The sequence below is a fragment of the uncultured Acidovorax sp. genome (assembly GCF_964021665.1).
Classification (GTDB): domain Bacteria; phylum Pseudomonadota; class Gammaproteobacteria; order Burkholderiales; family Burkholderiaceae_C; genus Acidovorax; species Acidovorax temperans.
In genome coordinates, this window is record NZ_CAXIAK010000019.1 from 1 (window position 1) to 25,891 (window position 25,891).

General features: G+C 65.7%; 24 protein-coding genes. 6 read left to right on the forward strand and 18 right to left on the reverse strand.

Annotated features, from left to right (window positions below; all coding sequences use genetic code 11):
* The 3 genes from AADJ04_RS06235 to AADJ04_RS06245 form a co-directional block, all read right to left on the reverse strand.
* A partial coding sequence (locus AADJ04_RS06235) for a hypothetical protein (protein ID WP_341239083.1) occupies positions 1 to 207 on the reverse strand: 207 nt, incomplete at its 3' end.
* 50 nt (positions 208 to 257) lie between these two features.
* The gene (locus AADJ04_RS06240) at positions 258 to 1,358 is read right to left on the reverse strand and encodes a M14 family metallopeptidase (protein WP_341239084.1); all 1,101 of its coding nucleotides are present in this window, start codon (positions 1,356 to 1,358) and stop codon (positions 258 to 260) included.
* 44 nt (positions 1,359 to 1,402) lie between these two features.
* On the reverse strand, positions 1,403 to 2,614 hold the full coding sequence (locus tag AADJ04_RS06245) for a M20 aminoacylase family protein (protein ID WP_341239085.1): 1,212 nt from the start codon (positions 2,612 to 2,614) through the stop codon (positions 1,403 to 1,405).
* Positions 2,615 to 2,897: 283 nt separating this feature from the next.
* Here AADJ04_RS06245 and argE point away from each other — a divergent pair, with 283 nt between their 5' ends.
* The gene (gene argE / locus AADJ04_RS06250) at positions 2,898 to 4,055 is read left to right on the forward strand and encodes an acetylornithine deacetylase (protein WP_341239086.1); all 1,158 of its coding nucleotides are present in this window, start codon (positions 2,898 to 2,900) and stop codon (positions 4,053 to 4,055) included.
* A gap of 101 nt (positions 4,056 to 4,156) precedes the next feature.
* Here argE and AADJ04_RS06255 read toward each other — a convergent pair whose 3' ends face one another.
* On the reverse strand, positions 4,157 to 5,305 hold the full coding sequence (locus AADJ04_RS06255; RefSeq protein ID WP_341239087.1) for an ABC transporter substrate-binding protein: 1,149 nt from the start codon (positions 5,303 to 5,305) through the stop codon (positions 4,157 to 4,159).
* Positions 5,306 to 5,438: 133 nt separating this feature from the next.
* On the opposite strand from AADJ04_RS06255, the gene AADJ04_RS06260 reads away from it, so the two are divergent.
* Positions 5,439 to 7,514 carry a molybdopterin oxidoreductase family protein gene (locus AADJ04_RS06260; protein ID WP_341239088.1) on the forward strand — a complete coding sequence of 692 codons (2,076 nt, stop codon included), beginning with the start codon at positions 5,439 to 5,441 and terminating at the stop codon, positions 7,512 to 7,514.
* 130 nt (positions 7,515 to 7,644) lie between these two features.
* Here AADJ04_RS06260 and AADJ04_RS06265 read toward each other — a convergent pair whose 3' ends face one another.
* The 3 genes from AADJ04_RS06265 to AADJ04_RS06275 form a co-directional block, all read right to left on the reverse strand.
* Entirely contained in the window at positions 7,645 to 8,325 is a 681-nt protein-coding gene (locus AADJ04_RS06265; RefSeq protein ID WP_341239089.1) for a type 1 glutamine amidotransferase domain-containing protein, read from the reverse strand.
* 116 nt (positions 8,326 to 8,441) lie between these two features.
* Positions 8,442 to 9,605, reverse strand: a complete 1,164-nt coding sequence (locus tag AADJ04_RS06270; protein ID WP_341239090.1) for an iron-containing alcohol dehydrogenase — start codon at positions 9,603 to 9,605, stop codon at positions 8,442 to 8,444.
* 197 nt (positions 9,606 to 9,802) lie between these two features.
* Positions 9,803 to 10,720, reverse strand: coding sequence for a LysR family transcriptional regulator (locus tag AADJ04_RS06275; RefSeq protein ID WP_341239091.1), 918 nt, complete (start codon positions 10,718 to 10,720; stop codon positions 9,803 to 9,805).
* 131 nt (positions 10,721 to 10,851) lie between these two features.
* Here AADJ04_RS06275 and AADJ04_RS06280 point away from each other — a divergent pair, with 131 nt between their 5' ends.
* On the forward strand, positions 10,852 to 11,874 hold the full coding sequence (locus tag AADJ04_RS06280) for a zinc-binding alcohol dehydrogenase family protein (RefSeq protein WP_341239092.1): 1,023 nt from the start codon (positions 10,852 to 10,854) through the stop codon (positions 11,872 to 11,874).
* 221 nt (positions 11,875 to 12,095) lie between these two features.
* On the opposite strand, the gene AADJ04_RS06285 is transcribed toward AADJ04_RS06280, so the two are convergent.
* On the reverse strand, positions 12,096 to 13,112 hold the full coding sequence (locus tag AADJ04_RS06285; RefSeq protein ID WP_066693293.1) for a fumarylacetoacetate hydrolase family protein: 1,017 nt from the start codon (positions 13,110 to 13,112) through the stop codon (positions 12,096 to 12,098).
* A 121-nt stretch (positions 13,113 to 13,233) separates the two neighbouring features.
* Here AADJ04_RS06285 and AADJ04_RS06290 point away from each other — a divergent pair, with 121 nt between their 5' ends.
* The 3 genes from AADJ04_RS06290 to AADJ04_RS06300 all read left to right on the forward strand — a co-directional run bounded on the left by AADJ04_RS06290 (position 13,234) and on the right by AADJ04_RS06300 (position 15,718).
* The gene (locus AADJ04_RS06290; RefSeq protein WP_066693290.1) at positions 13,234 to 14,016 is read left to right on the forward strand and encodes an IclR family transcriptional regulator; all 783 of its coding nucleotides are present in this window, start codon (positions 13,234 to 13,236) and stop codon (positions 14,014 to 14,016) included.
* 46 nt (positions 14,017 to 14,062) lie between these two features.
* A complete protein-coding gene (locus AADJ04_RS06295; protein WP_273623836.1) occupies positions 14,063 to 15,229 on the forward strand; it encodes a DUF3108 domain-containing protein in 1,167 nt (388 codons plus the stop codon).
* Between the two features lie 192 nt (positions 15,230 to 15,421).
* Positions 15,422 to 15,718 carry a DUF3567 domain-containing protein gene (locus AADJ04_RS06300; RefSeq protein WP_044395823.1) on the forward strand — a complete coding sequence of 99 codons (297 nt, stop codon included), beginning with the start codon at positions 15,422 to 15,424 and terminating at the stop codon, positions 15,716 to 15,718.
* A gap of 121 nt (positions 15,719 to 15,839) precedes the next feature.
* Here the strand turns inward: AADJ04_RS06300 and AADJ04_RS06305 are convergent, their stop codons facing one another.
* The 10 genes from AADJ04_RS06305 to narJ all read right to left on the reverse strand — a co-directional run bounded on the left by AADJ04_RS06305 (position 15,840) and on the right by narJ (position 25,876).
* Positions 15,840 to 16,919, reverse strand: coding sequence for an AbrB family transcriptional regulator (locus AADJ04_RS06305; protein ID WP_341239093.1), 1,080 nt, complete (start codon positions 16,917 to 16,919; stop codon positions 15,840 to 15,842).
* Between the two features lie 187 nt (positions 16,920 to 17,106).
* On the reverse strand, positions 17,107 to 17,655 hold the full coding sequence (locus AADJ04_RS06310) for a hemerythrin domain-containing protein (protein WP_341239094.1): 549 nt from the start codon (positions 17,653 to 17,655) through the stop codon (positions 17,107 to 17,109).
* Positions 17,656 to 17,706: 51 nt separating this feature from the next.
* A complete protein-coding gene (locus tag AADJ04_RS06315) occupies positions 17,707 to 18,120 on the reverse strand; it encodes a hypothetical protein (protein ID WP_044395477.1) in 414 nt (137 codons plus the stop codon).
* 38 nt (positions 18,121 to 18,158) lie between these two features.
* Complete coding sequence (locus AADJ04_RS06320) at positions 18,159 to 18,788, reverse strand: nitroreductase family protein (RefSeq protein WP_341239107.1); 630 nt, start codon at positions 18,786 to 18,788, stop codon at positions 18,159 to 18,161.
* Between the two features lie 98 nt (positions 18,789 to 18,886).
* The gene (locus AADJ04_RS06325) at positions 18,887 to 20,233 is read right to left on the reverse strand and encodes an NnrS family protein (RefSeq protein ID WP_341239095.1); all 1,347 of its coding nucleotides are present in this window, start codon (positions 20,231 to 20,233) and stop codon (positions 18,887 to 18,889) included.
* Positions 20,230 to 22,677: an adenosylcobalamin-dependent ribonucleoside-diphosphate reductase gene (locus tag AADJ04_RS06330; RefSeq protein ID WP_341239096.1), complete on the reverse strand. Its 2,448-nt coding sequence runs from the start codon at positions 22,675 to 22,677 to the stop codon at positions 20,230 to 20,232. The genes AADJ04_RS06325 and AADJ04_RS06330 overlap by 4 nt, the downstream gene beginning before the upstream one ends.
* A 104-nt stretch (positions 22,678 to 22,781) precedes the next feature.
* Positions 22,782 to 23,456, reverse strand: a complete 675-nt coding sequence (locus tag AADJ04_RS06335) for a carbonic anhydrase (protein WP_066690171.1) — start codon at positions 23,454 to 23,456, stop codon at positions 22,782 to 22,784.
* A gap of 26 nt (positions 23,457 to 23,482) precedes the next feature.
* Positions 23,483 to 24,298, reverse strand: a complete 816-nt coding sequence (locus AADJ04_RS06340) for a peptidylprolyl isomerase (RefSeq protein WP_242638274.1) — start codon at positions 24,296 to 24,298, stop codon at positions 23,483 to 23,485.
* A 148-nt stretch (positions 24,299 to 24,446) separates the two neighbouring features.
* Positions 24,447 to 25,178, reverse strand: a complete 732-nt coding sequence (gene narI / locus AADJ04_RS06345) for a respiratory nitrate reductase subunit gamma (RefSeq protein WP_288486633.1) — start codon at positions 25,176 to 25,178, stop codon at positions 24,447 to 24,449.
* Complete coding sequence (narJ, locus tag AADJ04_RS06350) at positions 25,175 to 25,876, reverse strand: nitrate reductase molybdenum cofactor assembly chaperone (protein WP_207374928.1); 702 nt, start codon at positions 25,874 to 25,876, stop codon at positions 25,175 to 25,177. The genes narI and narJ overlap by 4 nt, the downstream gene beginning before the upstream one ends.
* Positions 25,877 to 25,891 lie beyond the last annotated feature (15 nt).

Here is a 25,891-nt window from a genome sequence, read left to right on the forward strand (position 1 = left end):
GGCGACGGCGGCTTCAAAAGCGGCGTTCAGGTCGGACATGTGGTTGTCTCCGTATCGGATGGGGAAGGGTGCAAAAAACACAAAAAAAGAGCCGCGCCATCTTAGAGCCTCAGGCCGCCACTGCCCAGTGCGGCGGCCAGCGAGCGACGTCCACACGACACTCCCCGGCAGCGCCAGTAACGCATGGGCCTTCACCAAAATGCTCACATTTTGATAGCACATTGCGCTTACCAGATAAGCGCTGCAGGGCTTTTTTATCAATAACCCGTCAAACCATCCACCGCCTGGAACAGCGACTGCCGCGCCTGGCTGATGATCTGGCCTTTCCATGCATCGGTGTCGGTGTAGAAGGCGGCCAGCATCTGGGCCTTGATCTGTGCGGCCAGCTCGGCCGGGGCTTCGGGGTGGATGTTGAGCCAGTGCTCGGCGCGCAGCGCCTGGATGACTTCGGTGACCGGCACGGTACCGTATTCCATGGCAATGCCGGTGTATTCGGCCTGTGGGCACTCGTCGTAGATGGCCGTCCACATCAGCCCCGTGAGGAAGGCCGAGGTGGATGAGCCGTCGTAGATCGAAGTCACGGGCGTGGCACCGCCGCCACCCCACCACTGGCGCGCGCGCTGCACGGCGGCGGCATCGTCCTTGCCCGCGTAGATGCGCTCGCCCAGGCCGCTCGGGCCCAGGCCCGTGTGCAGGTCAATCCAGGCCAGGCGCTGCGCACGGGTGCCGTGTTCGCGCAGCACTTGGCGCAAGGTCTGGTTGCTCCAGGTGGGTGCGGTGCCGCCATAGAACAAGCCCTGCGCAAACTCATGCTGCCCCCGGGTGATGGCAGCCTGCCAGGCGGGCTCGCCGCGCTCGGCAATGAAGGCTTGCACCGCCTGCACGTTGGCGGCGTTGGGCGGCCACACGTCGGGCAGCAGCAGGGGCGCTACCTCGCGGTAGGCAGCGTTGTCTGGCAAGGGCCCGGTGAAGGAATGGAAGTTGCGGTTGAGATCGACGTTTTCGTGCGTGGCACGCCGAATGTGCGAGAAGCCGTACGGGTTGAGCGCATGGATGTAAAGCACCGCCACGCCAGCATCGCGCGCCTTGGCTCGCCACTCGGCGTCGTGCAGCGCAAACACCTGCACGCCGCTGCCGCAGTATCCCTCCACCCCGTGGCAGGCGCTGCTCACCATCAGCAGCTTGTCGGCGCCACGGGGGCCATCCAAAGCCACGTCCATGGCCAGCACCTCGCCGTCACGCCCGGCCAGCGGGTGGGTGGGGGACTCCACCTCCAGCCCGCCTGCGGCGGCAGCCTCCAGAAACTTCCGGCGGGCTACCGCGTAGGTGGGCGAAAAGGCTTCGGTGATACCAATCATGGAACTATTCTTTCAATCAACGGCAGGGCATGTGGGGCAGTCTCTCAGGCAGACTTGGCCTGGGCCGCCAGCCATTCCTCGGCCAGACGCACCCAGAACGTGCCACCCAGCGGGATCAGGTCGTCATTGAAGTCGTAGCTGGGGTTGTGCAGCGTGCAAGGCCCGCCGCCGTGGCCCATTTCGCGGTGGCTGCCATCGCCGTTGGCAATGAACAGGTATGCGCCCGGTTTGGCCTGCAGCATGTAGGCAAAGTCTTCCGCGCCCATGCTGGGCTCCTGGTCCAGCGCCTTGTCTTCGCCCACGATGCTGGCCATCACCTTGCGGGCAAACTGCGCTTCGGCCGGGGTGTTGATGGTGGGCGGGTAGTTGCGCACAAATTCAAAGTCGCACACCGCGTCGTGCGCGGCGCAGGTGTGCTCGGCCACCTGGCGCATGCGCTTTTCGATCAGGTCGAGCACTTCAAACGAGAAGGTGCGAACCGTACCTTGCAGCTCGCAGCTGTCGGGCACCACGTTGGTGGCCTCGCCCGTGTGGATCATGGTGACCGAGATCACCCCCGCATCCACCGGCTTCTTGTTGCGGCTGATGATGGTCTGGAAGGCCTGCACCATCTGGCAGGCAATCGGCACCGGGTCCACCCCCATGTGGGGCATGGCAGCGTGGCCGCCCTTGCCGCGCACGGTGATCTTGAATTCGCTGGTCGATGCCATCACCGGCCCCGCACTGGCGGCCATGGTGCCTGCGGGCATGCCCGGCCAGTTGTGCATGCCGTACACAGCCTGCATGGGGAATTTTTCAAACAGGCCGTCTTCAATCATCACGCGGGCGCCGCCGCCGCCCTCTTCCGCAGGCTGGAAGATGAGGTACACCGTGCCGTCAAAGTTGCGGTGCTTGGCAAAGTGCTGCGCCGCTGCCAGCAGCATGGCCGTGTGGCCATCGTGGCCGCAGGCGTGCATCTTGCCGTGGTGCTTGCTGGCGTGCTCAAAGGTGTTGAACTCCTGCATGGGCAGTGCGTCCATGTCGGCGCGCAGGCCAATGGCACGCCCGCAGGCGCCGCCGTCGCGGCCATGCACGATGCCCACCACACCCGTCTTGCCCAGCCCGCGGTGGATGGGAATGCCCCATTCGGTGAGCTTGCCCGCCACCACGTCGGCGGTACGCACTTCTTCAAAGCACAGCTCGGGGTGGGCGTGGATATCCCGGCGCACCGCTGCAATACCCGCGGCCTGGGTGACGATGGAGTCGATAACGTTCATGATATGCATCCTTACGATCGCACAGTCTAGCCCGCCAGCAAGAGCCCTGCCACGCTAGGGATGTCCTGCATAACCCTCGCGAGTCGGTGGTAGTGCGGATCGGGATAGGCCGCAAGGCGGCTTTTGGCAGCCAATAGCCGTGCTATTGGCAAGAAAAGCAACGCAGCGGACTGCCCGAGGCCGCGCTATCACAGACCGCAGGGAGTTATGCAGGACATCCCTAGTGGTGGCAGACCACCTTATGCCGAAACGGGTATTTCCACCTTCAGCCCTGGTTCCGCCCATGCTCTCTGCCCGCGCCCTCGAAATTGCACAAACCCTGGTGCGCATGAACACCGTCAGCCAGAACTCCAATCTGGAGCTGATCCACTTTGTGCGCGACACGCTGGCCCAACTGGGCGTGAAAAGCCGCCTGACATTCAACGCCGACAAGACCAAGGCCAACCTGTTCGCCACGCTGGGCGAGGGCAAGCCCAGCGGCATCATTCTTTCGGGTCACACCGACACCGTGCCCTGGACGGGGCAGGACTGGAGCATGGACCCGTTGAGCGCGCTGGTGCAGGACGGCAAGCTCTACGGCCGCGGCAGTGCCGACATGAAGGCCTTCATCGGCCTGGCCCTGGCCCACGCAGAAGCCTTCCTGAACAGCAAGGCCCCGTTCGCGGTGCACTTCGCCTTCAGCTACGACGAGGAAGTGGGCTGCTTTGGTGTGAAAGAGCTGATTGCCGACCTGCGCGACGCCAGCATCAAGCCCCTGGCCTGCATTGTGGGTGAGCCCACGCTCATGGTGCCCGCCATTGCCCACAAGGGTGTGTACCGCTACAAGTGCTGTGTGCGCGGCAAAGAGGCGCACTCTTCGTTGACCCCACACTCCGTCAACGCGATTGAAATGGCCGCCCGCGTGGTGGGTCGCGTGCGCGACATGGCCGAGGGCTTTGAGCAGCACGAGCCCCGCTTTGAAGGCTTTGACGTGCCCTTTTCCACCGCCAGCGTCGGCCAGTTCCACGGTGGCATTGCCGACAACGTGGTGCCACGCGACGCCGAATTCCGCTACGAATTCCGCGACCTGCCCACGGCCAACGCCGCGCAGATGCAAGCGGAAGTGCTGGCCTATGCCAAGTCGCTGGAGCCCGCGATGAAAAAGGTGGCGCCAGACGCAGGTTTTGGCTTTGAGACCATCTGCGAGATCCCGAGCTTCCTGGGCAGCAAGGACGACGCCGTAACCCGACTGGCCCAGCGGCTGAGCGGCGAAGCCGGCACCACGCTGGTGGCCTTCGGTACCGAAGCCGGGCTGTTCAAAAACGCCGGCATCCCCACCGTGGTGTGCGGCCCCGGCAGCATCCAGCAAGCCCACCAGCCCGACGAGTTCGTGAGCCTGGAACAGTTGGGGCGCTGTGAGGCGTTCATGCAGGGGCTGGCGAATACCCAGTCCATGGACTGACGCCGCACCTGCCCCACCATCGGGCAAAAAATCAGACATAAAAAAAAGCCCGGCACTTTCGCGCCGGGCTTGGATGGTGGTTGCAGGGCTTGCGCAACGTGTCAGGTTCTCACCCGGCCATCGCCGGTGAGCATGGACATCTCCACAAAGCTGGATGCCGTGTGGTCATTCGGGCCAAACGACACCGGAAAGCCCGAAATCACCTGGGTGCCCAGGCCTTCCATGCCAGAGATGAAACTGTCGCGGCTGATCTTGCCGCTGGCTGCGGCCTGGCGCAGGCCTTCGGTGAAGATGCGGGCGGCCAGGAAGCCTTCCATGCTGGAATAGTTGGGCTGCACCTTGTCGCCCGCCTTTTTGATGGCGTCCAGAAACTCGCGGGTGATCTGGCGCGAGGGCTGGTAGGGCGACGGCACCACCTGCGACACCACCACACCGGCGCCATCCTTGCCCAGCTCGTCGGCCAGCGCCTGCGTGCCCACGAACGACACGTTGTAGAACGTGCCGCCGAAACCTGCCTTGCGGGCGGCACGCACAAAGGCGGCGCTGGCGCCGTAGGCGGCGATCGGCACCACCGCATCGGGCTTGGCGGCCACCAGCTTTTCCACGGCGGCAGCCACGTCCACCGAGTTGCGCTCCACCGTGGCAGCGCCTGCCAGGGGCAGCTTGTGCTCGGCCAGCGCCTTGTTCACGCCGTCAAGCCCAGCCTTGCCATAGGCATCGTTCTGGTGGAACACGGCGATCTTCTTGATGCCCAGGTTGACCAGCTGGCGCACGATGAGCGCGGTTTCGTCGTAGTACGAAGCCCGCACATGGAAGGCGAGGCGATTGAACGGCTGGCGCAGCGACTCAGCCCCCGTGAACGGGGCGAAAAACGGCACCTTGGCCTGGTTGAACAGGGGCACTGCCGCCAGGCTGGTGGGTGTGCCCACATAGCCAAACAGCGCAAACACGTCGTCCGCAAGGAGCTTGCGGGTGTTTTCAGCGCAGCGGTCGGGCTCATAGCCGTCGTCCAGCGTACGGATTTCCACCATGCGCTTGCCCACGCCACCGGCAGCGTTGAGCTGGTCAAAAAACAGCTTGGCCCCCTGGTTGAACTGGATGCCCAATTGCGCGGACGGGCCTGAAAATGCGGCAGACTGTCCCAGCACGATGCGGCCTTCACTTTGGGCCCGTGCCACGCCAAAACCGGCCAGCGCGGTAGCGCCAATGCCCAGGGAAAACTGTCTGCGGTTCAAAACGGAGGGTTGCATGGTGGGTGTTGAGGGTTGGTTTTGTGTCAGGGGCAACGTATAACCGCCACACCGGCCCTTGCTGCAGCGCGGGCAAGTCGCGAGCTTGCGTCCACAAATCATTACAGTCGAATTTTCAGACGGCCACGAACAAATGTCTGCATTTATTAGCGAAAACCCCACACCCGCAGCGCCTCTGAGCATTCGGGGCGCCTGCCCGCATGACTGCCCCGACACCTGCGGCCTGGTCACCACTGTGGAAAACGGCGTGGCCACCCGGGTGCAAGGCAACCCGGATCACCCCCACACCGATGGTGTGCTGTGCGCGAAAGTGAGCAAGTACACCGAGCGCACTTACCACCCCGAGCGCATTCTCACGCCGCTCAAGCGCAGCGGCGCCAAAGGCAGCGGCCAGTTCACGCCCGTGACCTGGGACGAAGCGCTAAGCGACATTGCCCAGCGCCTGCAAGCCATTGCCGCCCGCGCCCCCGAGGCCATCCTGCCCTACAGCTACGCGGGCACCATGGGCCTGGTGCAGGGGGAAAGCATGGACCGGCGCTTCTTCCACCGCCTGGGCGCCTCGCTGCTGGACCGCACCATCTGCGCATCGGCCGGTGGCGAAGCGCTGGTGCAAACGCTGGGCGGCAAGGTGGGCATGAAGGTGGAGTTCTTTGCCGAATCCCAGCTCATCCTCATCTGGGGCAGCAACTCGATTGGCAGCAACCTGCACTTCTGGCGCTACGCCCAGCAGGCCAAGCGCAATGGTGCCAAGCTGGTGTGCATAGACCCGCGCAAGAGCGAAACCGCCGACAAGTGCCATGAACACATCGCCCTGCGCCCCGGCACCGATGCAGCCCTGGCGCTGGCGCTGATGCACGAGCTGATCGCCCACGACTGGCTCGACCACGATTACATCGCCCAGCACACGCTGGGCTGGGAGCAGCTGCGTGACCGCGCCCTGCAATGGCCGCCCGAGCGTGCGGCCGAGGTGTGCGGCATTCCCGTCGAGCAAATCCGCCAGCTCGCCCGCGCCTGGGGCACCACAAAGCCCGCCGCCATCCGCCTGAACTACGGCATGCAGCGCGTGCGTGGCGGTGGCAATGCCGTGCGCGCTGTCGCCTGCCTGCCCGCGCTCATCGGCGCGTGGCGGCACCGTGCGGGCGGGCTGCTGCTGTCCAGCTCCGGGCAGTTCCCGGTGGATCGCGCCGCGCTGCACCGCCCAGACCTGCTGGCCGGGCGCACGCCGCGCACCATCAACATGTCCACCATTGGCGACGACCTGCTGCGCGAGTCCTCACCCACCTTCGGCCCCAAGGTCGAAGCCGTGGTGGTCTACAACTGCAACCCCGTGGCAGTAGCACCCGATTCGGGCAAGGTGGTGCAGGGCTTTGCCCGCGAGGATTTGTTCACCGTGGTGCTGGAGCACTTTCACACCGACACGGCCGACTACGCCGACTACATCCTGCCCGCCACCACACAACTGGAGCACTGGGACGTGCACCTGGCCTATGGCCATACCGATGTGATGCTCAACCGCCCGGCCATCGCCCCCGTCGGCCAGGCGCGCAGCAACGCCCAGATCTTCCGCGACCTGGCCGCCGGCATGGGCTTTGCCGACCCCTGCTTTGCCGACAGCGACGAAACCCTGTGCCGCCAAGCCTTTGGCAACGCAGTGGACTATGCGCTGCTCGAATCGCAGGGCTTTGCCACGCTGGCCGGGCCCGATGCACCCTTTGCCGAAGGCAACTTCCCCACGCCTTCGGGCCGCTGCGAATTCTTCAGCGCCCGGCTGGCCGCGCAGGGCATGGACGGCCTGCCCGACCACGTTCCCAACCACGAACTGCAGGGCACCGACGCGCGCTACCCGCTGGCGATGATCTCGCCCCCAGCACGCAACTTCCTCAACTCCACCTTCGTCAACGTCAAAAGCCTGCGCACCATCGAAGGCCGACCGCTGCTGGAGATGCACCCCGACGACGCCGCCGCACGCGGCATTGCCGACGGCAGCACCGTGCGCGTATTCAACGACCGGGGCAGCTACGAATGCCATGCAGAAGTCTCCACCCGCGCCCGCCCCGGCGTGGTCAACGGCCTGGGCATCTGGTGGCGCAAGCTGGGGCTGAACGGCACCAACGTGAACGAGTTGACCAGCCAGGCCTTGACTGACCTGGGCCGCGCGCCCACGTTTTATGACTGCCTGGTGGAAGTGGAAGCCAGCGCCGCCGCCTGAAGAACGCGCAGCCCGGCTAGAACGCTATTGATTGAATAGCTGCCAGCGCTTATTTGACGGGCGCTGGCGGCCATTTTCATCAAAATTCAGCACCCATGCGGCTGGCAGGCGAAGGGCATGCGCTGCGGAGTTACCCCAGCAACTTCAGCACCGCATGGGCGCACGCCTCGGACGAGGCGGGGTTCTGCCCCGTGATGAGGGTGCCGTCGGTCAGCACATAAGGAGCCCAGTCAGGGCCTTTGGAGTACACGCCGCCGTTGGCCTTGAGCATGTCTTCCACCAGAAAAGGCACCACGTCGGTCAACTGCACGGCGTCTTCTTCGGTGTTGGTAAAGCCCGTCACCTTTTTGCCCTTCACCAGCGGGGTTCCATCGGGTGCCTTGGTGTGGCGCAGCACGCCCGGCGCGTGGCACACCAGCGCCAGCGGTTTGCCAGCGGCAAAGGTCTGTTCGATGAGTGCGATGGACTGTGCGTCTTCAGCCAGGTCCCACAGCGGGCCGTGGCCGCCGGGGTAGAACACGGCGTCAAATGCATCGGCCTTCACGCTCGACAGCGGCACCGTGCTGGCCAGCTGCTTTTGCGCTTCGGCATCGGCCTTGAAGCGGCGCGTCGCGTCCGTCTGGGCGCTTTCGTCATCGCTTTTGGGGTCCAGCGGTGGCTGGCCGCCCTGGGGCGATGCCAGCGTGATCTGCACGCCAGCATCTTTGAACACGTAGTACGGGGCGGCAAACTCTTCCAGCCAGAAGCCGGTCTTTTTGCCCGTGTTGCCCAGTTGGTCGTGGGACGTCAGAACCATGAGGATGTGTGCCATGGGGGTCGCTTTCTTTGTTCAGTGGAATCTAAAAACCGGTTGTAAAAAACCAAAACGCCACAGTACCCCCAACCAAGGCTGCCGGGTACTGCGGCGCGTCAAATCGCGGCGTTGGCTTACAGCGCTGCTTCGAGAATGCGGCGGCTCACCGCAGGCGTGATCTCGCGCTGCTCGCCCAGCTTGACCATGCCGTGGGCTTCGAGCTGGGTGATGACGGTGTCGATCACTTCCGCACCCAGGCCGTAGCCGGACAGGCGGGTGCGGATGCCCATGCTTTCAAAGAAATCACGGGTGCGTTCGATGGCGGCAGTGATGCGTTCGTCTTCGCTGCCGGTGGTGAGGCCCCACACGCGCTCGGCGTACTGCAACAGCTTGGCGCGCTTGGGGCCACGGCGCTCGTTGAGCAGCGCGGGCAGCACGATGGCCAGGGTGCGGGCGTGGTCAATGCCGTGCAGCGCTGTCAGCTCGTGGCCAATCATGTGCGTGGCCCAGTCTTGCGGCACGCCAGCGCCAATCAAGCCATTGAGCGCCATGGTGGCGGCCCACATCAGGTTGGCGCGGTCGTCGTACACAGGCTCGGTGGCGGTGAGCAGGCGCGGGCCCACCTCGATCAGCGTGTGCAGGATGCCTTCGGCAAAGCGGTCTTGCACCAGGGCGTTGACGGGGTAAGTCAGGTACTGCTCCACCGTGTGCACAAAGGCATCGACCACACCGTTGGCCAGCTGCTGGGGCGGCAGGGTGTAGGTTTTGGTGGGGTCGAGCACCGAGAAGACGGGGTAGGTGTGCTCGCTGCTGAAGGGCAGCTTGGCGCCCTTGGCGCGGTGGGTAATGACGCTGCCGTTGTTCATCTCCGAACCCGTGGCGGGCAGCGTGAGCACGGCGCCAAACGGCATGGCGCGCTGCACGTTGCGGCCAAACTTTTCCAGAATCGCCCAGGGGTCGCCGCCTTCAAACAGCACGGCGGCAGCGATGAACTTGGTGGCGTCGATGACCGAGCCGCCGCCCACGGCCAGCAGAAAGTCAAACCCGCCTTCGCGGATCTGCGCCACGGCCTGCATGGAGGTTTCGTAGCTGGGGTTGGGCTCAATGCCGGTGAAGGTGGCGTGCTCGCGCTCGCCCAGCGCGGCGCGCACCTCGGCCAGCGTGCCAGTCTTTTCGGCGCTGGCGCCGCCCACCAGGATCAGCACCTTGGCGGCAGCGGGCACCAGCTTGGCCAGGTCGGCAATGCGCCCCTGGCCGAAGACGATGTGGGTGGGGTTGTGGAAGTCGAAATTCAGCATGATTGTCTTTCTCCGTCGAAGGCGTTGCCGCAGCACCGGGCACTGGGCTGCGCAAGAAGCGCCGCGCTCGGTGGCGGCAGCAAGGGCGCGATTGTACGGCGCACGGGTGCGCGGCGCCGGTCGCGTGTGCATTACCCCTGCTGCTGGCAGAGCCTCGTGCGGCAGGTCGGCGCTGCGCATGCGGTTGCTGCTAGCGTTCAGCGTGGCGCCCGCTCCATGAGCGCCTGCAGGCGCCCGGCCACGAAGTCGCGCAGCGCCCGCACCAGCGGCGTGAACTGGCGGCGGCTGGGCGCCACCAGAAAGAGCGGTACGGCCTCGGTGGTCCAGCCAGGGCACAGCGGCACCAGCCGGCCGGCGGCCAGATCATCGGCCGCGTCGAAGTACGACTTGTACGCAATGCCCCGGCCCAGCACCGCCCAGCGGCGCACCACATCGCCATCGTTGGCCACGTTGCGGCTGCGCACGCGCACCACCACCTCCTGGCCTGCGGAATCCCAGAAGCGCCAGCGGTCGTGCACGTCCTCGCCCAACATGAAGCACAGGCCCTGGTGCTCGGCCAGTGCGTGGGGCGTGTCGGGCATGCCGTGCGCTGCCAGGTAGGCGGGCGCTGCGCAGAGCACACGCCGGTGGTCCGCGGCCAGCGGCAGTGCGACCAGGCTCGAATCCTGCGGCTTGCCGTAGCGGAAGGCAGCGTCTACCGGCTCGCTGTACACGTTGGCCACGCGGTCGGCCAGCTGCAGGCGGATGTCGATGCCCGGGTGCTCGGCCTGGAAGGCATCGAGCCAGGGCAGCAGCACATTGCGCCCCAGGTCCGACGGCGCGGCCAGCTGCAGCGTGCCGCGCAAGCCACCGGCGCGCCCGCCTGCCAGCTGGCCTTGCACCTGCTGCAGCGCCGCCAGCGCGGGGCGGCAGTGCTCCAGGAACAGTGCGCCCTCCTGCGTGAGCCGCAGGCTGCGCGTGGAGCGCACGAACAGCGCCACGCCCAGCTCGGCCTCCAGCCGCTTGAGCGCGGCGCTCGCAGCGGCGGGCGTGAGGTCCAGCGCACGGGCGGTGGCCGAGAGGCTGCCGCTGTCCACGGTGCGCACAAAGATGTCGAGGTCTTGCAGGCTTTTCATGGCGTGCCTTGGGTGCGGAGGGGTTTATTTACAAACAATGATTGAAGATAGATTCAATCATCGGCCTATTTAAAAGCAATTTTGCAAGACCCATCATTGGAGCACCCTTTGTTTACCTCCAGGACCTCCCCATGAAAGCCGTTGGCTACCAAACCGCCCACCCCATCGACCACCCCGAGTCTCTGCTCGACATCACCCTGCCCGACCCGGTGGCCACCGGCCGCGATCTGCTCGTGGAAGTGCATGCCGTCTCGGTGAACCCCGTGGACACGAAAGTGCGCAAAAGCAGTTCGCGCAGCGGCGACGGGCCCGACTACAAGGTGCTGGGCTGGGACGCGAGCGGCATCGTGCGCGCCGTGGGGCCGGATGTCACGCTGTTCCAGCCCGGCGACCGGGTCTGGTACGCAGGCTCCATTGCCCGCCAGGGCACCAACAGCGAGCTGCACCTGGTGGATGAACGCATCGTGGGCCACGCGCCAAAGTCGCTGGACTTTGCCGAGGCCGCCGCGCTGCCGCTGACCACCATCACCGCGTGGGAGCTGCTGTTTGACCGCCTGCGTGTGGCACCCGGCAAGCAGCCCACACAAAAGACCCTGCTCATCGTTGGCGCGAGCGGCGGTGTGGGCTCCATCCTCACGCAGCTTGCGGCGCGGCTGACCAGCCTCACGATCATCGGCACCGCATCGCGCCCCGAAACGCAGCAATGGGTGCGCGACCTGGGCGCGCACCACGTCATTGACCACAGCAAACCGCTCACTGAAGAGCTGGCGCGCATCGGCCACCCTACGGTAGACATCATCGTGAGTCTCACGCAGAGCGAAGCGCACTTTGACCAGATCGTCGAGGCCATCGCGCCGCAGGGCCAGTTCGCGCTGATCGATGACCCGGTGTCGCTCGACGTGACGAAGCTCAAGCGCAAGTCGGTGTCGCTGCACTGGGAGCTGATGTTCACCCGTGCGCTGTTCGGCACCGACGACATGATCGGCCAGCACCGCCTGCTGACCGAAGTAGCGCAGCTGGTGGACGCCGGACTGATCCGCACCACGCTGGACCAGCGGTTTGGCACCATCAATGCGGAGAATCTGAAGCGCGCACATGCACTCATCGAGAGCGGAAAGGCGCGGGGCAAGCTGGTGCTGGAGGGTTGGAACTGAGGAAGGTGCCCACCAGTCATTGCTCCTAAAAAAAGAGCTTCCAGCGCTTGACAGACAAGCGCTGGAAGCTCTTTTTCCTGATTAGCGACATATCTCAGACTGAGCAGAACCAACGCCAGCTAGGTGCTGTTGAAGGCATTGGTGACTACTGGGCCGCTGCCTTGGAGTCTGCTGCGCGTTTCTGAGGTAAGTAGCTAATCAGGCACTTTTGGCTTCAAACCTTAGGTTGCAGCGCCGGGTGCGGCAATTTCCTGGTCGATGGCGCCGAAGATGCTGGCACCGTCCTTGCCCTTTACCTCGATGCGGATGGTGTCGCCAAACTTCATGAACTCGGTGGTGGGCTTGCCGTCCTGGATGGTTTCGATGCAGCGCTTTTCGGCAATGCAGCTGTAGCCCTTGGGCCATTCCATGCGGCCGTTCTGCTCCACGCCCTTGTTGCTGACGGTGCCGCTGCCCACGATGGAGCCAGCGCGCACGTTGCGCGTCTTGGCAATGTGGGCAATGAGCTGGCCGAAGTGGAAGGTCATCTCGGGCCCGGCGTCGCACATGCCGACCTTGCGGCCGTTCCAGGTGGACTGCACGGTGAGGTTGACGCGGCCCTTGTCCCAGGCGTCGCCCAGCTCGTCCAGCGTCACGGCCACGGGGCTGAACGCGGTGGCGGGCTTGCTCTGGAAGAAGCCAAAGCCCTTGGCCAGCTCGGCCGGAATCAGGTTGCGCAGGCTCACGTCGTTGGCAATCATCACCAGGCGGATGCCTTCGAGTGCCTGCTCAGGCGTGGCGCCCATCTTCACGTCGCCGGTGATGACGGCGATCTCGGCCTCAAAGTCGATGCCCATGGATTCGCTGGGCACCACCACCGGGTCGCAGGGGCCAATGAAGTCGTCGCTGCCGCCCTGGTACATGAGCGGGTCGGTGTAAAAACTCTCAGGCACCTCGGAGTTGCGCGCTTTTCGCACCAGTTCGACGTGGTTGATGTACGCCGAGCCGTCGGCCCACTGGTAGGCGCGGGGCAGCGGGGCCATGCACTGGGCCGGATCGAAGGGGAAGGGGTGGCGTGCGCGGCCGCTGTTGAGCTGGTCATACAGGTCTTGCAACTGGGGCGAGAGGAAGCTCCAGTCGTCCAGCACCTGCTGCAGCTTGCTGGCAATGCCGGTCGCATAATGGGCTGTTCCCAGATCACGGGAGACCACAACCAGCTGGCCGTCGCGCGAGCCGTCTTTGTACGTAGCGAGTTTCATGGTGGCGGGGACCTTTGTCTCTCAGAGTGGCAAGGCACCAAACCGAATGGCTGGAAGCCCTGGCCAAATTACGATTTGGTAAATTGATTTAACTAAACAAAACTCGCAAATTCTAGTGCACATGGACAAAGAACGCGCAGGCATCCAGTCGGTGGAAGTCGGTTTTGCCCTGCTGGAAGGGCTGACCCGCGCGCGCGGGCCGCTCATGCTCAAAGATGTGGCCGCTGCCGCCGGCATGAGCGCGGCCAAGGCCCACCGCTACCTGGTGAGCTTTCAGCGCCTGGGGCTGGTCACGCAAGACGCGCGCACTGCGCGCTACGACCTGGGCCCCGCCGCGCTCAAGCTGGGGCTGGCATCGCTGGCGCGGCTGGACGCCATGCGGCTGGCGCGCGAGCGCGTGCCCGGCTGGATGGAGCAGATCGGCCACACCCTGGCGCTGGCGGTGTGGGGCAACCATGGCCCCACCATCGTGCACTGGGAGGAATCGCCCCAGGCCGTCACCGCCAACCTGCGCCTGGGCGATGTGATGCCGCTGCTGTCTTCCGCCACCGGGCGCTGCTTTGCTGCCTACATGCCGCCCGAAGCCGTGGCGCCCTTGCTGCAACAGGAGCTGGCCCAGGCCGCCAAGCTGCGGCGTACGGACCTGCCCGCCACGCTGGAGCAGGCGCAGGATGTGCTGGCCGATGTGCGCGAGCGCGGCATGGCCCGGGTGGTGGACACACTGCTGCCCGGCATCGTCGCGTTTTGCGCCCCGGTGTTTGATGCGGGCGGCCATCTGGCGCTGGGCATCACCACGCTGGGCTCGGTGGCCACGTTCGACCCGGAATGGGGTGGCGCCATCGAGGTGCCGCTGCGCGCTGCCGCCGCCCAGCTTTCCACCGACCTGGGCGCAGGCAGCGCATGAGCCGCTGCGCCTGGCCCCAGGCCTGTTGCACTGCCAGGGCCCGCTGATGCCACGGCGCACCCTGTGGATCCTGACCGCCTTGGTGCTGGCCGTTCACTGGCTGGTGCTGCAAGGCGTGCCCCTGGCCTGGGACGGCTCTGCTGCGCCAGCAGGCAAGGTGTTCACCACCCGCAGCGTGGCAGCGCCGCCTGCGGTAGCGGCAGCCCCCGCGCCATCACCCAGCCCTGCCGCCGCGCCCCCTGCGGCTGCGCCGCCCCAGCCCACCAAACCGCGCAAGGCTGCGCCCACGCGCCCTGCCACCACAGAGCCAGCCCCCGCACCGAACGAGCCCGCCGACGTGACCACAGCGGAGCCGGAGGTGGCCGAGCCGACGGGCAACACCGAACAGGGGACGGACGGCACCACCGCTTCGGCTGCCGAAGCGCCTGCGCCAGAGGCTTCCGCAACGGTGGCCGCAGCACCAGCGGCGGCTGCCAGCGCCACAGTCCCATTGCCCGTGGCCGATGGTTCGGGCGTAGACATCACCCCGCCGGGCGGCACCCCTGGGCAAGGCACCAGCACCGCTGCGCCCCCCGTGCGCCTGCCTGCGCCCATCAAGCTGGCGTTTGACGTGGCGGGGCAGGCCAAAAAGTTTGACTACCAGGCCCGGGCGGAACTGGTGTGGCAGCACGATGGCGCCCGCTACGAAGCGCGGCAGGAAGTGAGCGCATTCCTAGTGGGTTCGCGCACCCAGCGCAGCACCGGCCTGGTGACGACGCAGGGCCTGCAGCCCGAGCGTTTTGGCGACCGCAACCGCAGCGAGCGCGCCGCCCATTTCGACTACCAGCGCGGCCGCGTCACCTTCAGCGCCAACACGCCCGAAGCCGCCATTGGCCCTGGCGCACAAGACCGCCTGAGCGTTTTCATCCAGCTGGCCGGCCTTCTGGCCGCCACGCCCGACCGCTTTGTGCCCGGCACCCAGCTGACGCTGACCACCGTGAGCGCCACCGGCGCCGACCGCTGGACCTTCACCGTGGAAGCCACCGAAACCCTGAACCTGCCCGCAGGCACGCTGCCCGCCCTCAAGCTACAACGCCTGCCCCGGCGCGACTACGACCAGAAGGCCGAGCTGTGGCTGGCCCCGGACATGGGCTACCTGCCCGTGCGCATCAAGATCACCCAGGCCAATGGCGACTTTGCCGACCTGCGCCTGCGCAACAGCAGCCCGCCCTGAGAGCCTGTTCAAAAAACCTGTTCAAAGGCCTGTTGCGCCCGCGCGCCACCCCTGCAAAAAAGCCCTGCCAGGCCGCGCACCTGCGGATTTCATGAAATACTGGTTGCGACCCAGGAAGAAGGTTCAGGGGCTTCCCCCTTGAACTCTGCGCAACCGCTGCAATCTGACCTGGGTATCGACCGGGGTAACACCATGCAAATGCTCTACGACTCTGAATCCTTTGTGGTGGTCCACATGCTGCCCGACGCCGTGGAGACATCAACCCAGGCGCTCAACGACACGGCACCACCCCGCCCCCAACTGGCGCGCCACGGCTTTGAAATCGTGGACAAGCGCTCGGGCAAGGAGGTGTACCTGGATGGCTCCTGGGCAGAGATGTTCCAGCAGCAAATCCTGGCCTGGCAGCGCGACACGCCCACGCAGGAAGAAGTGGAAGACGCGCTGGATCGGTATGCTGGCCTGGCACAAAACCCTGTAGTGGTGCATTGAATCCCCCCTGAGGCGCTGCGCGCCTTCCCCCAAGGGGGACGACGACCTTGCTGCGGGGCGGCCCTTGCTTGTCGTCCTGCGCGACGACCGCGCGCCAGTGTCAACGAGGGCGGTTCTTTTTTCAGGTTGCAGAACCATCCTTCGTTGGCGGGTAGATCCTGCGGTACATCGGCCCCACCAGCATCAGCACGGCAATCAGCCGGCACACCTGAAACGCGGTGACCACGGGCACACCCAGTTGCAGCACCTTGGCGGTGATGGCCATTTCGGTGATGCCGCCGGGGGAGGTGCCCAGCAGCAGCGTGACCCAGGGCAGCCCCGTGGCCCATGCCAGCACGGCGGCAAATGCTGCGCAAATGCCCATCAAACCGAACGTGCCTACGGCCACTGAAGCCAGCCAGCGCGGCGCCGTGTGCAGAAATTCCGCGCGAAAGCGCACGCCCAGGCTGACACCGATCACGAGCTGCGCGGCATTGACCACCGCTTGCGGCACTGCCGACAGATGCAGCCCCGCCATGGTGACCGCCATGGACACCAGCATCGCCCCCATGAACCACGGGTTCGCGCGGCCCAGGCGGTCCATCACCAAAGCACCCGCGCCGGTCAGCAAGGCGAGCAGCGCCAGGCCCGGCCAGCTCTCCTCGCGCACGGTGGGGTTCAGAATGTCCAGCCCCTGCAGGCCGCTCCACTGCAGGGCAAATGGAATGGTGATCGTGACGATGAGCAGGCGCAGGCTGTGGCTGGCGGCCACCAGGTCGGTGCGGGCGTTCTCCCGCTCGGACAGCAGGGTCATCTCAGACGCGGCTCCAATCGCCCCCGCGAAGTAGCTGGTAGACCGCAGCATTGAAGCGGGCACGCCGTGCATGCGCGGCGCGTGCAGGCGGTAGAGCCACGCGCCAAAGCCCCAGCCCAGCAGCAGCGCCCACCCAATGCCCAGCACGATGGCCCACCACAGGCTGCCCACGAGCGCCGACACCTCGGGCGTGAAGTACAGGCCGAGCGCGGCGCCAATCGCCCACTGACCGCCATTGCGCAACGGCCCCCAGCTTTCGGTGGGCGCACCGGCCATGGACAGCACGGACGTGGCAACCAGGGGACCCAGCATCCAGGGCAGCGGGGTGTGCAGCGCCACACAGGCAGCCGCAGCGGCCCAGGCCAGCAGCAGGGTGCCCGCAACGCGGAGCAGAAATTTCACAGACATCGGGGGCGGGAAGAGCGCAGAAAAGAGCAAGCTGCCGAGTATCGCGCTGCCGGGGCCGGTGGCGAGGCAGTCTTGCAAACCGAAGCCGTCCACCCGAAGAAGAACGGTGGGCGGTCAATTTCAAGCGAAAAGTGCGTCTAGCGCTTACACAGAAAGCGCCGCCAGCTATTAATTCAGTAGCATTTATTCAGGGAGCGCTGCGGCGACGGCCCGCCATCTCCAGCCCCATGGTGCGCAAGTCGCCCTCGCCCAAAAGGGCCTGTGCGCTGGGGTAGGCGGTGCCTTCTTCTGCCTGGATGTGCTGGCCGTAGCGCTGGGCAAACTGCTCGAGCAGCGCTTCGTCCTGAGCGCTCAGGCCAACGGCGCTGCCATCGACGAGAGCCGCCAGAGCGCCCCGGGCGGCGGCCCAATCGGCCGCCATGTGCACATGGTCTTGTTGCAACTGCCGCACCAGCGCCACCACCGACGGCGCCCCCCGCTCCAGCAGCAGCGGAAAGACGTGCAGTTCCTCGTCTTCATGGTGCAGGGGCGCAGCAATGTCAAAGTAACGCAGCACGTCGCGGGCCGCCTGGCGGGCGGCATCGTCCACCGCCTGCTCGCGCAGGTAGGAGCGCAGCCGCGACAGCAGGGTCAGGGTGCGCTCAACGCGTTCGTGGCAAGCCTCCAGCATCGCGAAGGGCTGCTCGAACCCTACGGCGGGGGTGTTGAATCCGGGCAAGCCGGCGGACGTGGCCATGTGAGTGGACAGGTGGAGTTGCAGGTCGTTTGAAGAATGCCGCGACCTGATTCAGCCCAAGCGCACCGGGTGCCCTTGGCGGTCAAACGGAATGAAGGCCTCGATGGCACCACGCTTGATCGCATCGACCATGCGTTGCAGCGGTGCTTCGGCGTCCGCACTGGTGGGGGCTTGGTTGAGCGTGCCCGACATGGCGGCAGCAAACACCATCACCCAGTCATGCCCCGGCGCCGTGAACTGCTGGGCTTCGGTCACCAGGGCTGCAAACGATGGCAGCTCCTGCGGAGTCTTGTCCACACACATCAGGGGCACCAGCGCACCGCCCTGCCCTTGCTCAAAGCGTGCGCGCTGGGCGGGGGTGGCGTCATCGGGCAGCTCCACGCCGACAAACACAAACAGCAGGCGCTGGGGCTCGGGTTGCAGCCGCGCGGCGTGCAGCAAATCGTCAAAGCTGGAGATATCCATGGGTGGGTGGTCTTTAAAAGAAGCAGTTAATCAATGGATTAGAAGCCGGGCAGTATGCCCCGGTGTTCGTCCAGCGTGCTCACGTAGCTGCTGGCTGTGGGCCGCAGCCGCGCGCCCTTGCGGGACACCACGGTGCCAATGCTCACAAAGCACAGCGCCTGCTCGCCTGGCGCCAGCCGGAACAGCGCCCGCAGGCGCGAAGCCTTCAGGGCCTTGCCGCTGGTCAGCGCCGAGCCGTACCCCTGGGCGGTGGCCATGAGCAGCATGTTTTGAATGGCGCAACCGGCCGACACCATGCGCTCGGCCAGCTCAATGTCGGCATCGCCCCGCTCGCCATCCACAATGGCCAGCAGCAACACGGGGGAACGGTAGGCCTTTTCGCGCGCCTGCTCCACCTGTTCAGGGGCGGCATCGGGGTCACGCTCCAGCAGGGCCTCGGCAAACACATCGGCCAGCAGCGTGCGCGAGGTGTCGGGCACCAGCACAAAGCGCCAGGGCGTGAGCTGGCCGTGGTCGGGCGCATGGGCAGCCGCCTGCAGGATGGCGGCCAGCTCGGCCACGTTGGGGCCCGGCGCCCCCAGGCGCTTGGGCAAGATGGTCTGGCGGGACTGGATCAACGCCGCTGCAAGACCGGCGGTGTCATCGGCACTGGGCATATGTTCGATCATGGCATGTTTGAGTGCCCCGGTGCTGCGGCGGCCGCCGCCGCGCACGGGATCCAAGGGCCAAGGGATGACAGACATGAGGAAGTCCTTTCATCCAGGGGTCAGCCGGGGCGCCCATCGGGGCGCAAGCGGCCATACCAGCGCGCCAGCCGCCCACCCCACACCCCCATGGTGATGAGCCACACGCTGGCGCTGGCCAGCAGCAACCAAGGCAACGCGCCCGCTGGCCACACTGGCAAGGTGGCTGCAATGCGCAGCAAGGTGGCCAGTTGCAGCAGGCAGAACAGCGACCACACGATGCGGTCGGCCACCAGAGCCCGCCCGCCGTGGCCACACGACACCCGCGTGACCATGGCCAGCATCAGCGACGCCAAGCAGCCCATCGACAACGCATGGAGCGCACCCAGGCCCAGGCTACCAACGCCCAGACCCACCGCCAGCCACTGCGCGAGGCCGCCCAGCAAGAAGGCGACACCCAGCCACAAAAATCCGATGTGCAGCATGGCCAACAGTTTGTTCTTGAGGCTTTGCACCAGGCCCCACACCCACGCCAGCCACACCAGAACACCGCCCACCAGCACCTGCAGCGTGCCGTGCACCACCGCCCATGCGGGCCCGGCCGGGCTGGCGGCAATGCCGCCCCACTCCAGCCACGCAGCCAGCACCTGCATGCCTGCGGCGGCCAGCATGAGCCACAGCACCCAGAACGGACGCCAGGCCTGCACCAGCGGCATGGCGCTGGAGGTAAAGAAAGGAATCATGCGGTGCGCCACGGTGACGTAGACCACCACCACAAAGCCCCACAGGGCGCAAAACACCCACACCCGGGCCAGTGCATGGGCCTGCAGCAGCATGGCCACCCAAACGCCCGCCGCACTCAAGGTGCCCAGCACGCAGGCAAAGCCAATCACGCGGGCATGGAGCTGGTCTTCCGCCTGGCTCAGGTGCACCCGGCCCCAGAACTGCACCGTCATCCATGCAAGCCCGGCGCACGCCAGCGCCAGACCGGCGAGGGCCAAAGCGGCGTGCAAATGCGCACCGGCGAGCCACAGCAGCCACCCAAGGGCTTGCAGAAACAGCGGGGGCCGCACGGCGGACACAGGCAATGGGTCCACCCCCAGCCACTTGGGGCCTGCGGTGAACAGGAAGCCAGCAAAGTACAGCGGAATGAACCCGAGCACCATCACCGCCGAATGCACCAGCGTAGGAGAGACAGCGTAGCCCGAGGCATAGGGCAAGCCCAGCCAGCCCGTGGCCCGGTCCACCTGTACCGCGCCCCACCACAGCGCAGACGCCACCAGCACCACCATCGCCAGGAAGAAGCTCAGCCGGTGGGGGGCCAGCATGAGGTACTGCACGCGCCAGTGCTTGTCCAGCTGCGCCAGCGCCTCTTTCGAGGGCTTGCCGGACGCGACCTTCAGCGGGATGGTGGGGCGAGGCGTATTCATCCGCAGCTACCCAGGTGGCCGCATTGCGTGCAGTAGTCGCAGCCATCCTTGCGGATCACGGCGTGCGCGCCGCATTCACTGCACTTCTTTCCTGCCATGGCGGGCGGCATGCCAGCGGGCGCTTCAGGCTCGTCCAGCGGCAGGGACTGCTGCTGCGGCTCCGCGACGCGGCGGGCCAGGATGTTTTGCACGGCAAAAGCAATGGCGGCCACTTCCGAGTCGTGCCACATGGGCACCATGGCGCCGTCAGCTCGCTGGTGCGTGCCCAGGCGCACGGGCCCGCGGTCCCACGCCACCTTGCGCATGTCCGACAGGGCACGCTCCAGAAAGCCGCCGCGCGCTGCGAGCGACAGCAGCCGCATGCTGGAGGTGATCCACTGCTGCGACTCACCGCTTTGCCCCACGGGCATGAAGAACTCGATGGCGCGGTCCACCGTGTGGTTGCCCACGCCTGTGGGCACGGGCAGGAACGAGACGATGATGTACAGCGTCTTGTGACCTTCCTGCGTCCAGTATTCGACCTTCTCGGCCACGGCCGAGAGTCCACCCTTCGGGCGGCTTTCAATCACCGTGCGCATGGGGTCCACCACGGGTGCGGCGGGAGCAGGCGCCGCTGCCGCAATGGCTGGCGCCGGGGCGGGCGCGCTCACTTCCAGCACAGAGCCCAGGATGGCGTTGGGCCGGTAGGTAGCCAGGCCTTTGAGCCGTGCGCGCCAGGCCTGCAGGTACAGGTCCTTGAAGTCTTCGTAGGGGTAGTCGGCCGGGATGTTCACGGTCTTGGAAATGGCCGTGTCCACGAAGGGCTGCACGGCTTCCATCATGGCGATGTGGTCCTGGGCCGACATGGCCAGGGCCGAAACAAAGTAATCGGGCAGCGCATTCACATCGCCGCCTCCATCCCGGTACACCCGCCATGCATGGTCTTCCACCGCGTATTCGCTGGTGCTGCCGTCGGCCTCGCGCTTCTTGCGCTTGTACATCCACGAGAACGGCGGCTCGATGCCGTTGGAGGCATTGTCGGCAAAGGCCAGGCTCACCGTGCCGGTGGGCGCGATGGACAGCAGGTGGCTGTTGCGAATGCCATGCTTGCGGATGCTCTTTTGCAAGGCGGCGGGCAGGCGACTGGCGAACGTGCCAGCGGCCAGGTAGCCGTCTGCGTTGAATTTGGGGAACGCGCCCTTTTCCTGGGCCAGCGCCACCGATGCTTCGTATGCCGCATCGCGCATGCGCTCGGCGATGCGGGCGGCCATGGCGCGGCCTTCGGGTGCGTTGTAGCGCAGTTGCAGCATGGCCAGCGTGTTGCCCATGCCGGTAAAGCCCACGCCAATGCGGCGCTTGGCCATGGCCTCGTCGCGCTGCTGCGGCAGCGGCCAAAAGGTGACGTCCAGCACAGGGTGGCGCGCACGCACTTGCAAGACCACGGCCTGCTCAAACGCTTCAAAGTCAAACGCTGCGGCACCACCCCGCCCGAAAGGATTGCGCACAAAGCGCGTCAGGATGATGGGCCCCAGGTCACAGCAGCCGTACGACGGCAGCGGCTGTTCGCCACAGGGGTTGGTGGCGGCAATGTCTTCGCAGTAGTGGAGGTTGTTGTCCTCGTTGATGCGGCCCAGGAACAAAATGCCGGGCTCGGCAAAGTCGTAGGCGGATTTCATGATCGTGTCCCACAACTCGCGTGCGGGCACGGTGGCATACACCCACAACCCGTCTGCGCGCTGGTGGGCACCTTGCGCCTGCAGCGCCGCGCCCGGCCGCGCGCGGTGCACCAGTTCCCACGGGCCATCGGCCTGAACGGCTTCGATGAAGGCATCGGACACGCCCACCGACACATTGAAGTTGTTCCAGCGGCCAGGCGTGCGCTTGGCGGTGATGAACTCCTTCACATCGGGGTGGTCGATGCGCAGCACGCCCATCTGCGCGCCACGGCGCGAGCCTGCGCTTTCGACCGTAGAGCAGGACTGGTCGAACACATTGATGTAGCTGCACGGCCCCGAAGCCATGGAATGGGTACCTTTGACTTCAGCGCCGCGCGGGCGGATGCGCGAGAAGTCATAGCCCACGCCGCCGCCGCGCCGCATGGTTTCTGCCGCTTCGCGCAGGGCTTCGTATATGCCGGGGTAGCCTTCTTCATCCACGCCCTGAATGCAGTCACCCACGGGCTGCACAAAGCAGTTGATGAGTGTGGCCTGGATGTCGGTGCCTGCTGCACTCATGATGCGGCCGGCGCCGATGGCACCCGCATGCAGGTTGGCCAGGAACAGGGCTTCGTATTTTTCACGCAGGGCCGGGGCCTCGACCGAGGCCAGGGCACGGGCCACGCGGCTGTACAGGTCTTCGACGCTGCTCTCGCCGGGTTTGAGGTATTTCTCGCGCAGCACATCCAGGCTGATGGGCTGCAGAGGGGAGATGGAGGGGGTCAGGGAGGGGGGAGTTTCGCGCTTCATGGCTCGGAATGATTCAAGGTTCCCTAATCGGCGGCCTTGCGCTCCATCAAGAAGGGGTAAAAGCAACGCCCCGCCACCCTGGCAACACGCCGGGGCGGCAAAGGCTAGTCCAGCAGCACCTGGCCGTCATGCTCCACATAGGGGTGGTAGGGCCCGGTGCCGCTGTTGTCGGCACGCGATGCGGGCACAAAACCGCCCGTCTGCACATCAAAAACGTGGACTTCCCCATCTTCAATCACGTAGTGCCAGCCGTGCAGGCTGATCTGCCCTGACTGCACGCGACTGCGAACCATGGGGTACTCCATCAGCCGTTCGAGCTGGAGCACCACGGCCCGCTGTTCTGTGCGGCGCAGAGCCTCGGGGCCCGGCTGCACCGGCAGCAAGGCCTCACGCCCCAGGTCCAGCCAGCGGTTGAGGTTGGGGGCCTCGGGCGACACCTCACCATACATCGCCTTGATAGCCCCACAGTGACTGTGGCCGCACACGATGATGCGGCGCACCTGCAGGTTGAGCACGGCAAACTCGATGGCGGCTGTAGTGCCGTGGTGGCCATGCGAGCCGTCGTACGGTGGCACAAAGGCACCGACGTTACGCACCAGAAACAGCTCCCCCGGCCCCGCACCCGTCAGCAGATAGGGCACCAGGCGCGAGTCCGAACAGCCAATGAACAAGGTGGTGGGGTGCTGGCCCTCATCCACCAGGTTCTGGAACTGCTCGCGGTATTGCGGAAAAGCATCGTTGTGAAAACGACGCAGGCGGTCTAGCAGTTCATCAGGCATGGTGTCATCCGTAAAGGTGCCAGGACTTACTGCACCAGCGGCGTGTCGGCCGCGTCCAGCATCACCCCTTCCACCGTGGCCGCACCCGCCAGCAACTGCAGGTACTGGCGCAGCGCGTTCACCAAGGCTTGCTGGCGCAGAGTGAGGGCGATGGCCTGGCGCACTTCCTCAAAGGAAGGCTGCTGGCCTGGATCGCGGGCTACCACTTCCACCACATGCAGGCCAAAGCGGCTGTGCACCAGGCGTGCCAGCACGCCCACTTCGGCTCCGCCAAAGACTTCGCGGGCAAATTCGGGGGCACAGTCGGCCCGCGTGAGCCAGCCCAGGTCACCACCTTGCTGGCCACTGGGGCAGTTGGACCACTGAGCAGCCGCTTGCGCGAACTTGGCGCCACCATCATCAGCACAGCGCAGCTCGATCAACAGGGCTTCAGCCCGCAGACGCAACTGCTTCACGTCCACGCCTGGCGTGACGGCAAAGAGCACGTGGCGCAGATGGGCGCGTTCGCCTTGCGCGTGGGCGGCGGGATGGGCCTCGTGGTAGCGGCGGCAAGCCTCTAGCGAGGGTTCGGGGATGTTCAGCTCGCGGTCGAGCAATTGCTCAATGGCATTCGATGCTTCCGCACTGGTGGCACCTTCGACGCCCGGAGCATCGTCGGCAGACAGCAAGCCTGCCTGCTGCGCCGCCTGGCGCAGCAATTCAGTGCAGGCGCGCTGGCGCAGCGTTTCCTCGTCCAGCCATTCGCTGGGCGTGTTCAACGGCACGCCGTTGATGCGAGCCACAGGGGCAGCACCGGCACTGGGCGCGGATGAAGGCGCTGGCTGCACGGGCGCATCGACCATGGATGCCGCCAGAGCCTCATAGGCCGCGGCCTGCGTTGGTGTCAGCGTGCTGGCGGGCGCGCTCCCCTGGCTGCTTTCGGTGGAGCTGCAGCCGCAGCTCCCGGTTCCACATCCGCTCATGGTGTGTGCTCCTTGGGTATCGTGGGTTTCAGGCGCGGCGGTCTTGCGACTGCATATGGCCTGCGGGCAGGTTCATGCGGCGTGCCCGCACCACCTGGTAGGGGCGCAGCACATAGGCCAGCGTGCCAAAGCCGCTCCACACATGCACCAGGCGGGTGAATGGGAAGATCAGGAAGATGCTCATGCCCAGGAACATGTGGGTCTTGAAGATCCAGCCCGCATCAGCCAGCAGCTCCACGCCACCGCTGCGGAAGGTCACGATGCGCTGGCTCCACTCGGCCAGCTTCATCATCATGGAGCCATCCAGGTGCTGCGCAGACAGCGGAATGGTGGCCAGGCCCAACGCCAGTTGCAGCCACAGCAGGAACAGCAGCACGATGTCGCTGGTCTTGGAGGTGGCGCGAATGCGTGGGTCCGACAGGCGGCGGTGCAGCAGGATGGTCACGCCCACAAAGCCGAGCACGCCAGCGATGCCGCCGGAGATCATGGCCATCAGTTGCTTGTTGCCAGCGCTGATGAAATGCTCGTACACCACGTGGGGCGTCAACATGCCGAACGTGTGACCGAAGAACAGGAACAGCACGCCGATGTGGAAAAGGTTGCTGCCCCAGCGCAGGCTGCCAGTGCGCAGCAGCTGCGAAGAGTCGCTCTTCCAGGTGTATTGGTCGCGGTCAAACCGCGCCCAGCTGCCAATGAAGAACACGGCCAGGCAAATATAGGGATAGATGCCAAACAACAGGGTATCAAGCCAGGCGGTCATACGGAGACTCCTTCTGGTGCCCGCTCGGCGCGGGGGGTACGAACAAAATGCATGGGTTGCGGCTGGTCAGGCTTGGACTGCCCCTGGGTGCTGCAACCCCCAAACGCTTCAGGCTCCGCCCAGACCTCGTCCATCTCGGGCTCGGGGGTCAGCGCCACCGATTGCACGCGCTGGCCCGAGACTTCGAGCACAGCGGCGATCACGCTGGCGTAGGGGCTGTTGCGAGCCACCAGCGCACTGAACAGCGCATTGAGGATGTGGGCCATTTCGCCCAGGAATTCCATGGCCACTTCGGGCGGCTGGGTGGAGGCAAACTCCAGCACCACCGGCAGGTGGTCAGGCAGCTCGTCGGCGTTGAATTGCAGGCCAGCCTTTTCGTAGGTCTGCATCAGATCGATAAGCGCCGGTCCACGGTCGCGCGAGTCGCCGTGCACATGCTCGAACAGGTGCAGCGAGGTCTGGCGGCCGCGGTCAAAGTTGTCCACATAGCGGGCTTCGACTTCCAGGGGGTCGAGCGCGGCCAAGTGCTGGCACACGGCTTCGATTTCAGACATGCGCTCACTGGTCAAGGCGCCTTCGGAGCGCAGGGCATCGACGAGCTGAGGCATCACGCTGCGCAGCTGTGCATCGGGGTAGCTCAGCAGGTAGCCCAGTGCACGCAGCGTCAGTCGCAAAGAGGTCGGGTTCTTCTTGAACATGGTGGTTCCTTTTTG

Coding starts and splice junctions, on each gene's coding strand:
- AADJ04_RS06240 (WP_341239084.1), bottom strand. CDS start 1,358: ATGATTGGTATCACCGAAGCCTTTTCGCCCACCTACGCGGTAGCCCGC.
- AADJ04_RS06245 (WP_341239085.1), bottom strand. CDS start 2,614: ATGAACGTTATCGACTCCATCGTCACCCAGGCCGCGGGTATTGCAGCG.
- argE (WP_341239086.1), top strand. CDS start 2,898: ATGCTCTCTGCCCGCGCCCTCGAAATTGCACAAACCCTGGTGCGCATG.
- AADJ04_RS06255 (WP_341239087.1), bottom strand. CDS start 5,305: ATGCAACCCTCCGTTTTGAACCGCAGACAGTTTTCCCTGGGCATTGGC.
- AADJ04_RS06260 (WP_341239088.1), top strand. CDS start 5,439: ATGTCTGCATTTATTAGCGAAAACCCCACACCCGCAGCGCCTCTGAGC.
- AADJ04_RS06265 (WP_341239089.1), bottom strand. CDS start 8,325: ATGGCACACATCCTCATGGTTCTGACGTCCCACGACCAACTGGGCAAC.
- AADJ04_RS06270 (WP_341239090.1), bottom strand. CDS start 9,605: ATGCTGAATTTCGACTTCCACAACCCCACCCACATCGTCTTCGGCCAG.
- AADJ04_RS06275 (WP_341239091.1), bottom strand. CDS start 10,720: ATGAAAAGCCTGCAAGACCTCGACATCTTTGTGCGCACCGTGGACAGC.
- AADJ04_RS06280 (WP_341239092.1), top strand. CDS start 10,852: ATGAAAGCCGTTGGCTACCAAACCGCCCACCCCATCGACCACCCCGAG.
- AADJ04_RS06285 (WP_066693293.1), bottom strand. CDS start 13,112: ATGAAACTCGCTACGTACAAAGACGGCTCGCGCGACGGCCAGCTGGTT.
- AADJ04_RS06290 (WP_066693290.1), top strand. CDS start 13,234: ATGGACAAAGAACGCGCAGGCATCCAGTCGGTGGAAGTCGGTTTTGCC.
- AADJ04_RS06295 (WP_273623836.1), top strand. CDS start 14,063: ATGCCACGGCGCACCCTGTGGATCCTGACCGCCTTGGTGCTGGCCGTT.
- AADJ04_RS06300 (WP_044395823.1), top strand. CDS start 15,422: ATGCAAATGCTCTACGACTCTGAATCCTTTGTGGTGGTCCACATGCTG.
- AADJ04_RS06305 (WP_341239093.1), bottom strand. CDS start 16,919: ATGTCTGTGAAATTTCTGCTCCGCGTTGCGGGCACCCTGCTGCTGGCC.
- AADJ04_RS06310 (WP_341239094.1), bottom strand. CDS start 17,655: ATGGCCACGTCCGCCGGCTTGCCCGGATTCAACACCCCCGCCGTAGGG.
- AADJ04_RS06315 (WP_044395477.1), bottom strand. CDS start 18,120: ATGGATATCTCCAGCTTTGACGATTTGCTGCACGCCGCGCGGCTGCAA.
- AADJ04_RS06320 (WP_341239107.1), bottom strand. CDS start 18,788: ATGATCGAACATATGCCCAGTGCCGATGACACCGCCGGTCTTGCAGCG.
- AADJ04_RS06325 (WP_341239095.1), bottom strand. CDS start 20,233: ATGAATACGCCTCGCCCCACCATCCCGCTGAAGGTCGCGTCCGGCAAG.
- AADJ04_RS06330 (WP_341239096.1), bottom strand. CDS start 22,677: ATGAAGCGCGAAACTCCCCCCTCCCTGACCCCCTCCATCTCCCCTCTG.
- AADJ04_RS06335 (WP_066690171.1), bottom strand. CDS start 23,456: ATGCCTGATGAACTGCTAGACCGCCTGCGTCGTTTTCACAACGATGCT.
- AADJ04_RS06340 (WP_242638274.1), bottom strand. CDS start 24,298: ATGGTCGATGCGCCCGTGCAGCCAGCGCCTTCATCCGCGCCCAGTGCC.
- narI (WP_288486633.1), bottom strand. CDS start 25,178: ATGACCGCCTGGCTTGATACCCTGTTGTTTGGCATCTATCCCTATATT.
- narJ (WP_207374928.1), bottom strand. CDS start 25,876: ATGTTCAAGAAGAACCCGACCTCTTTGCGACTGACGCTGCGTGCACTG.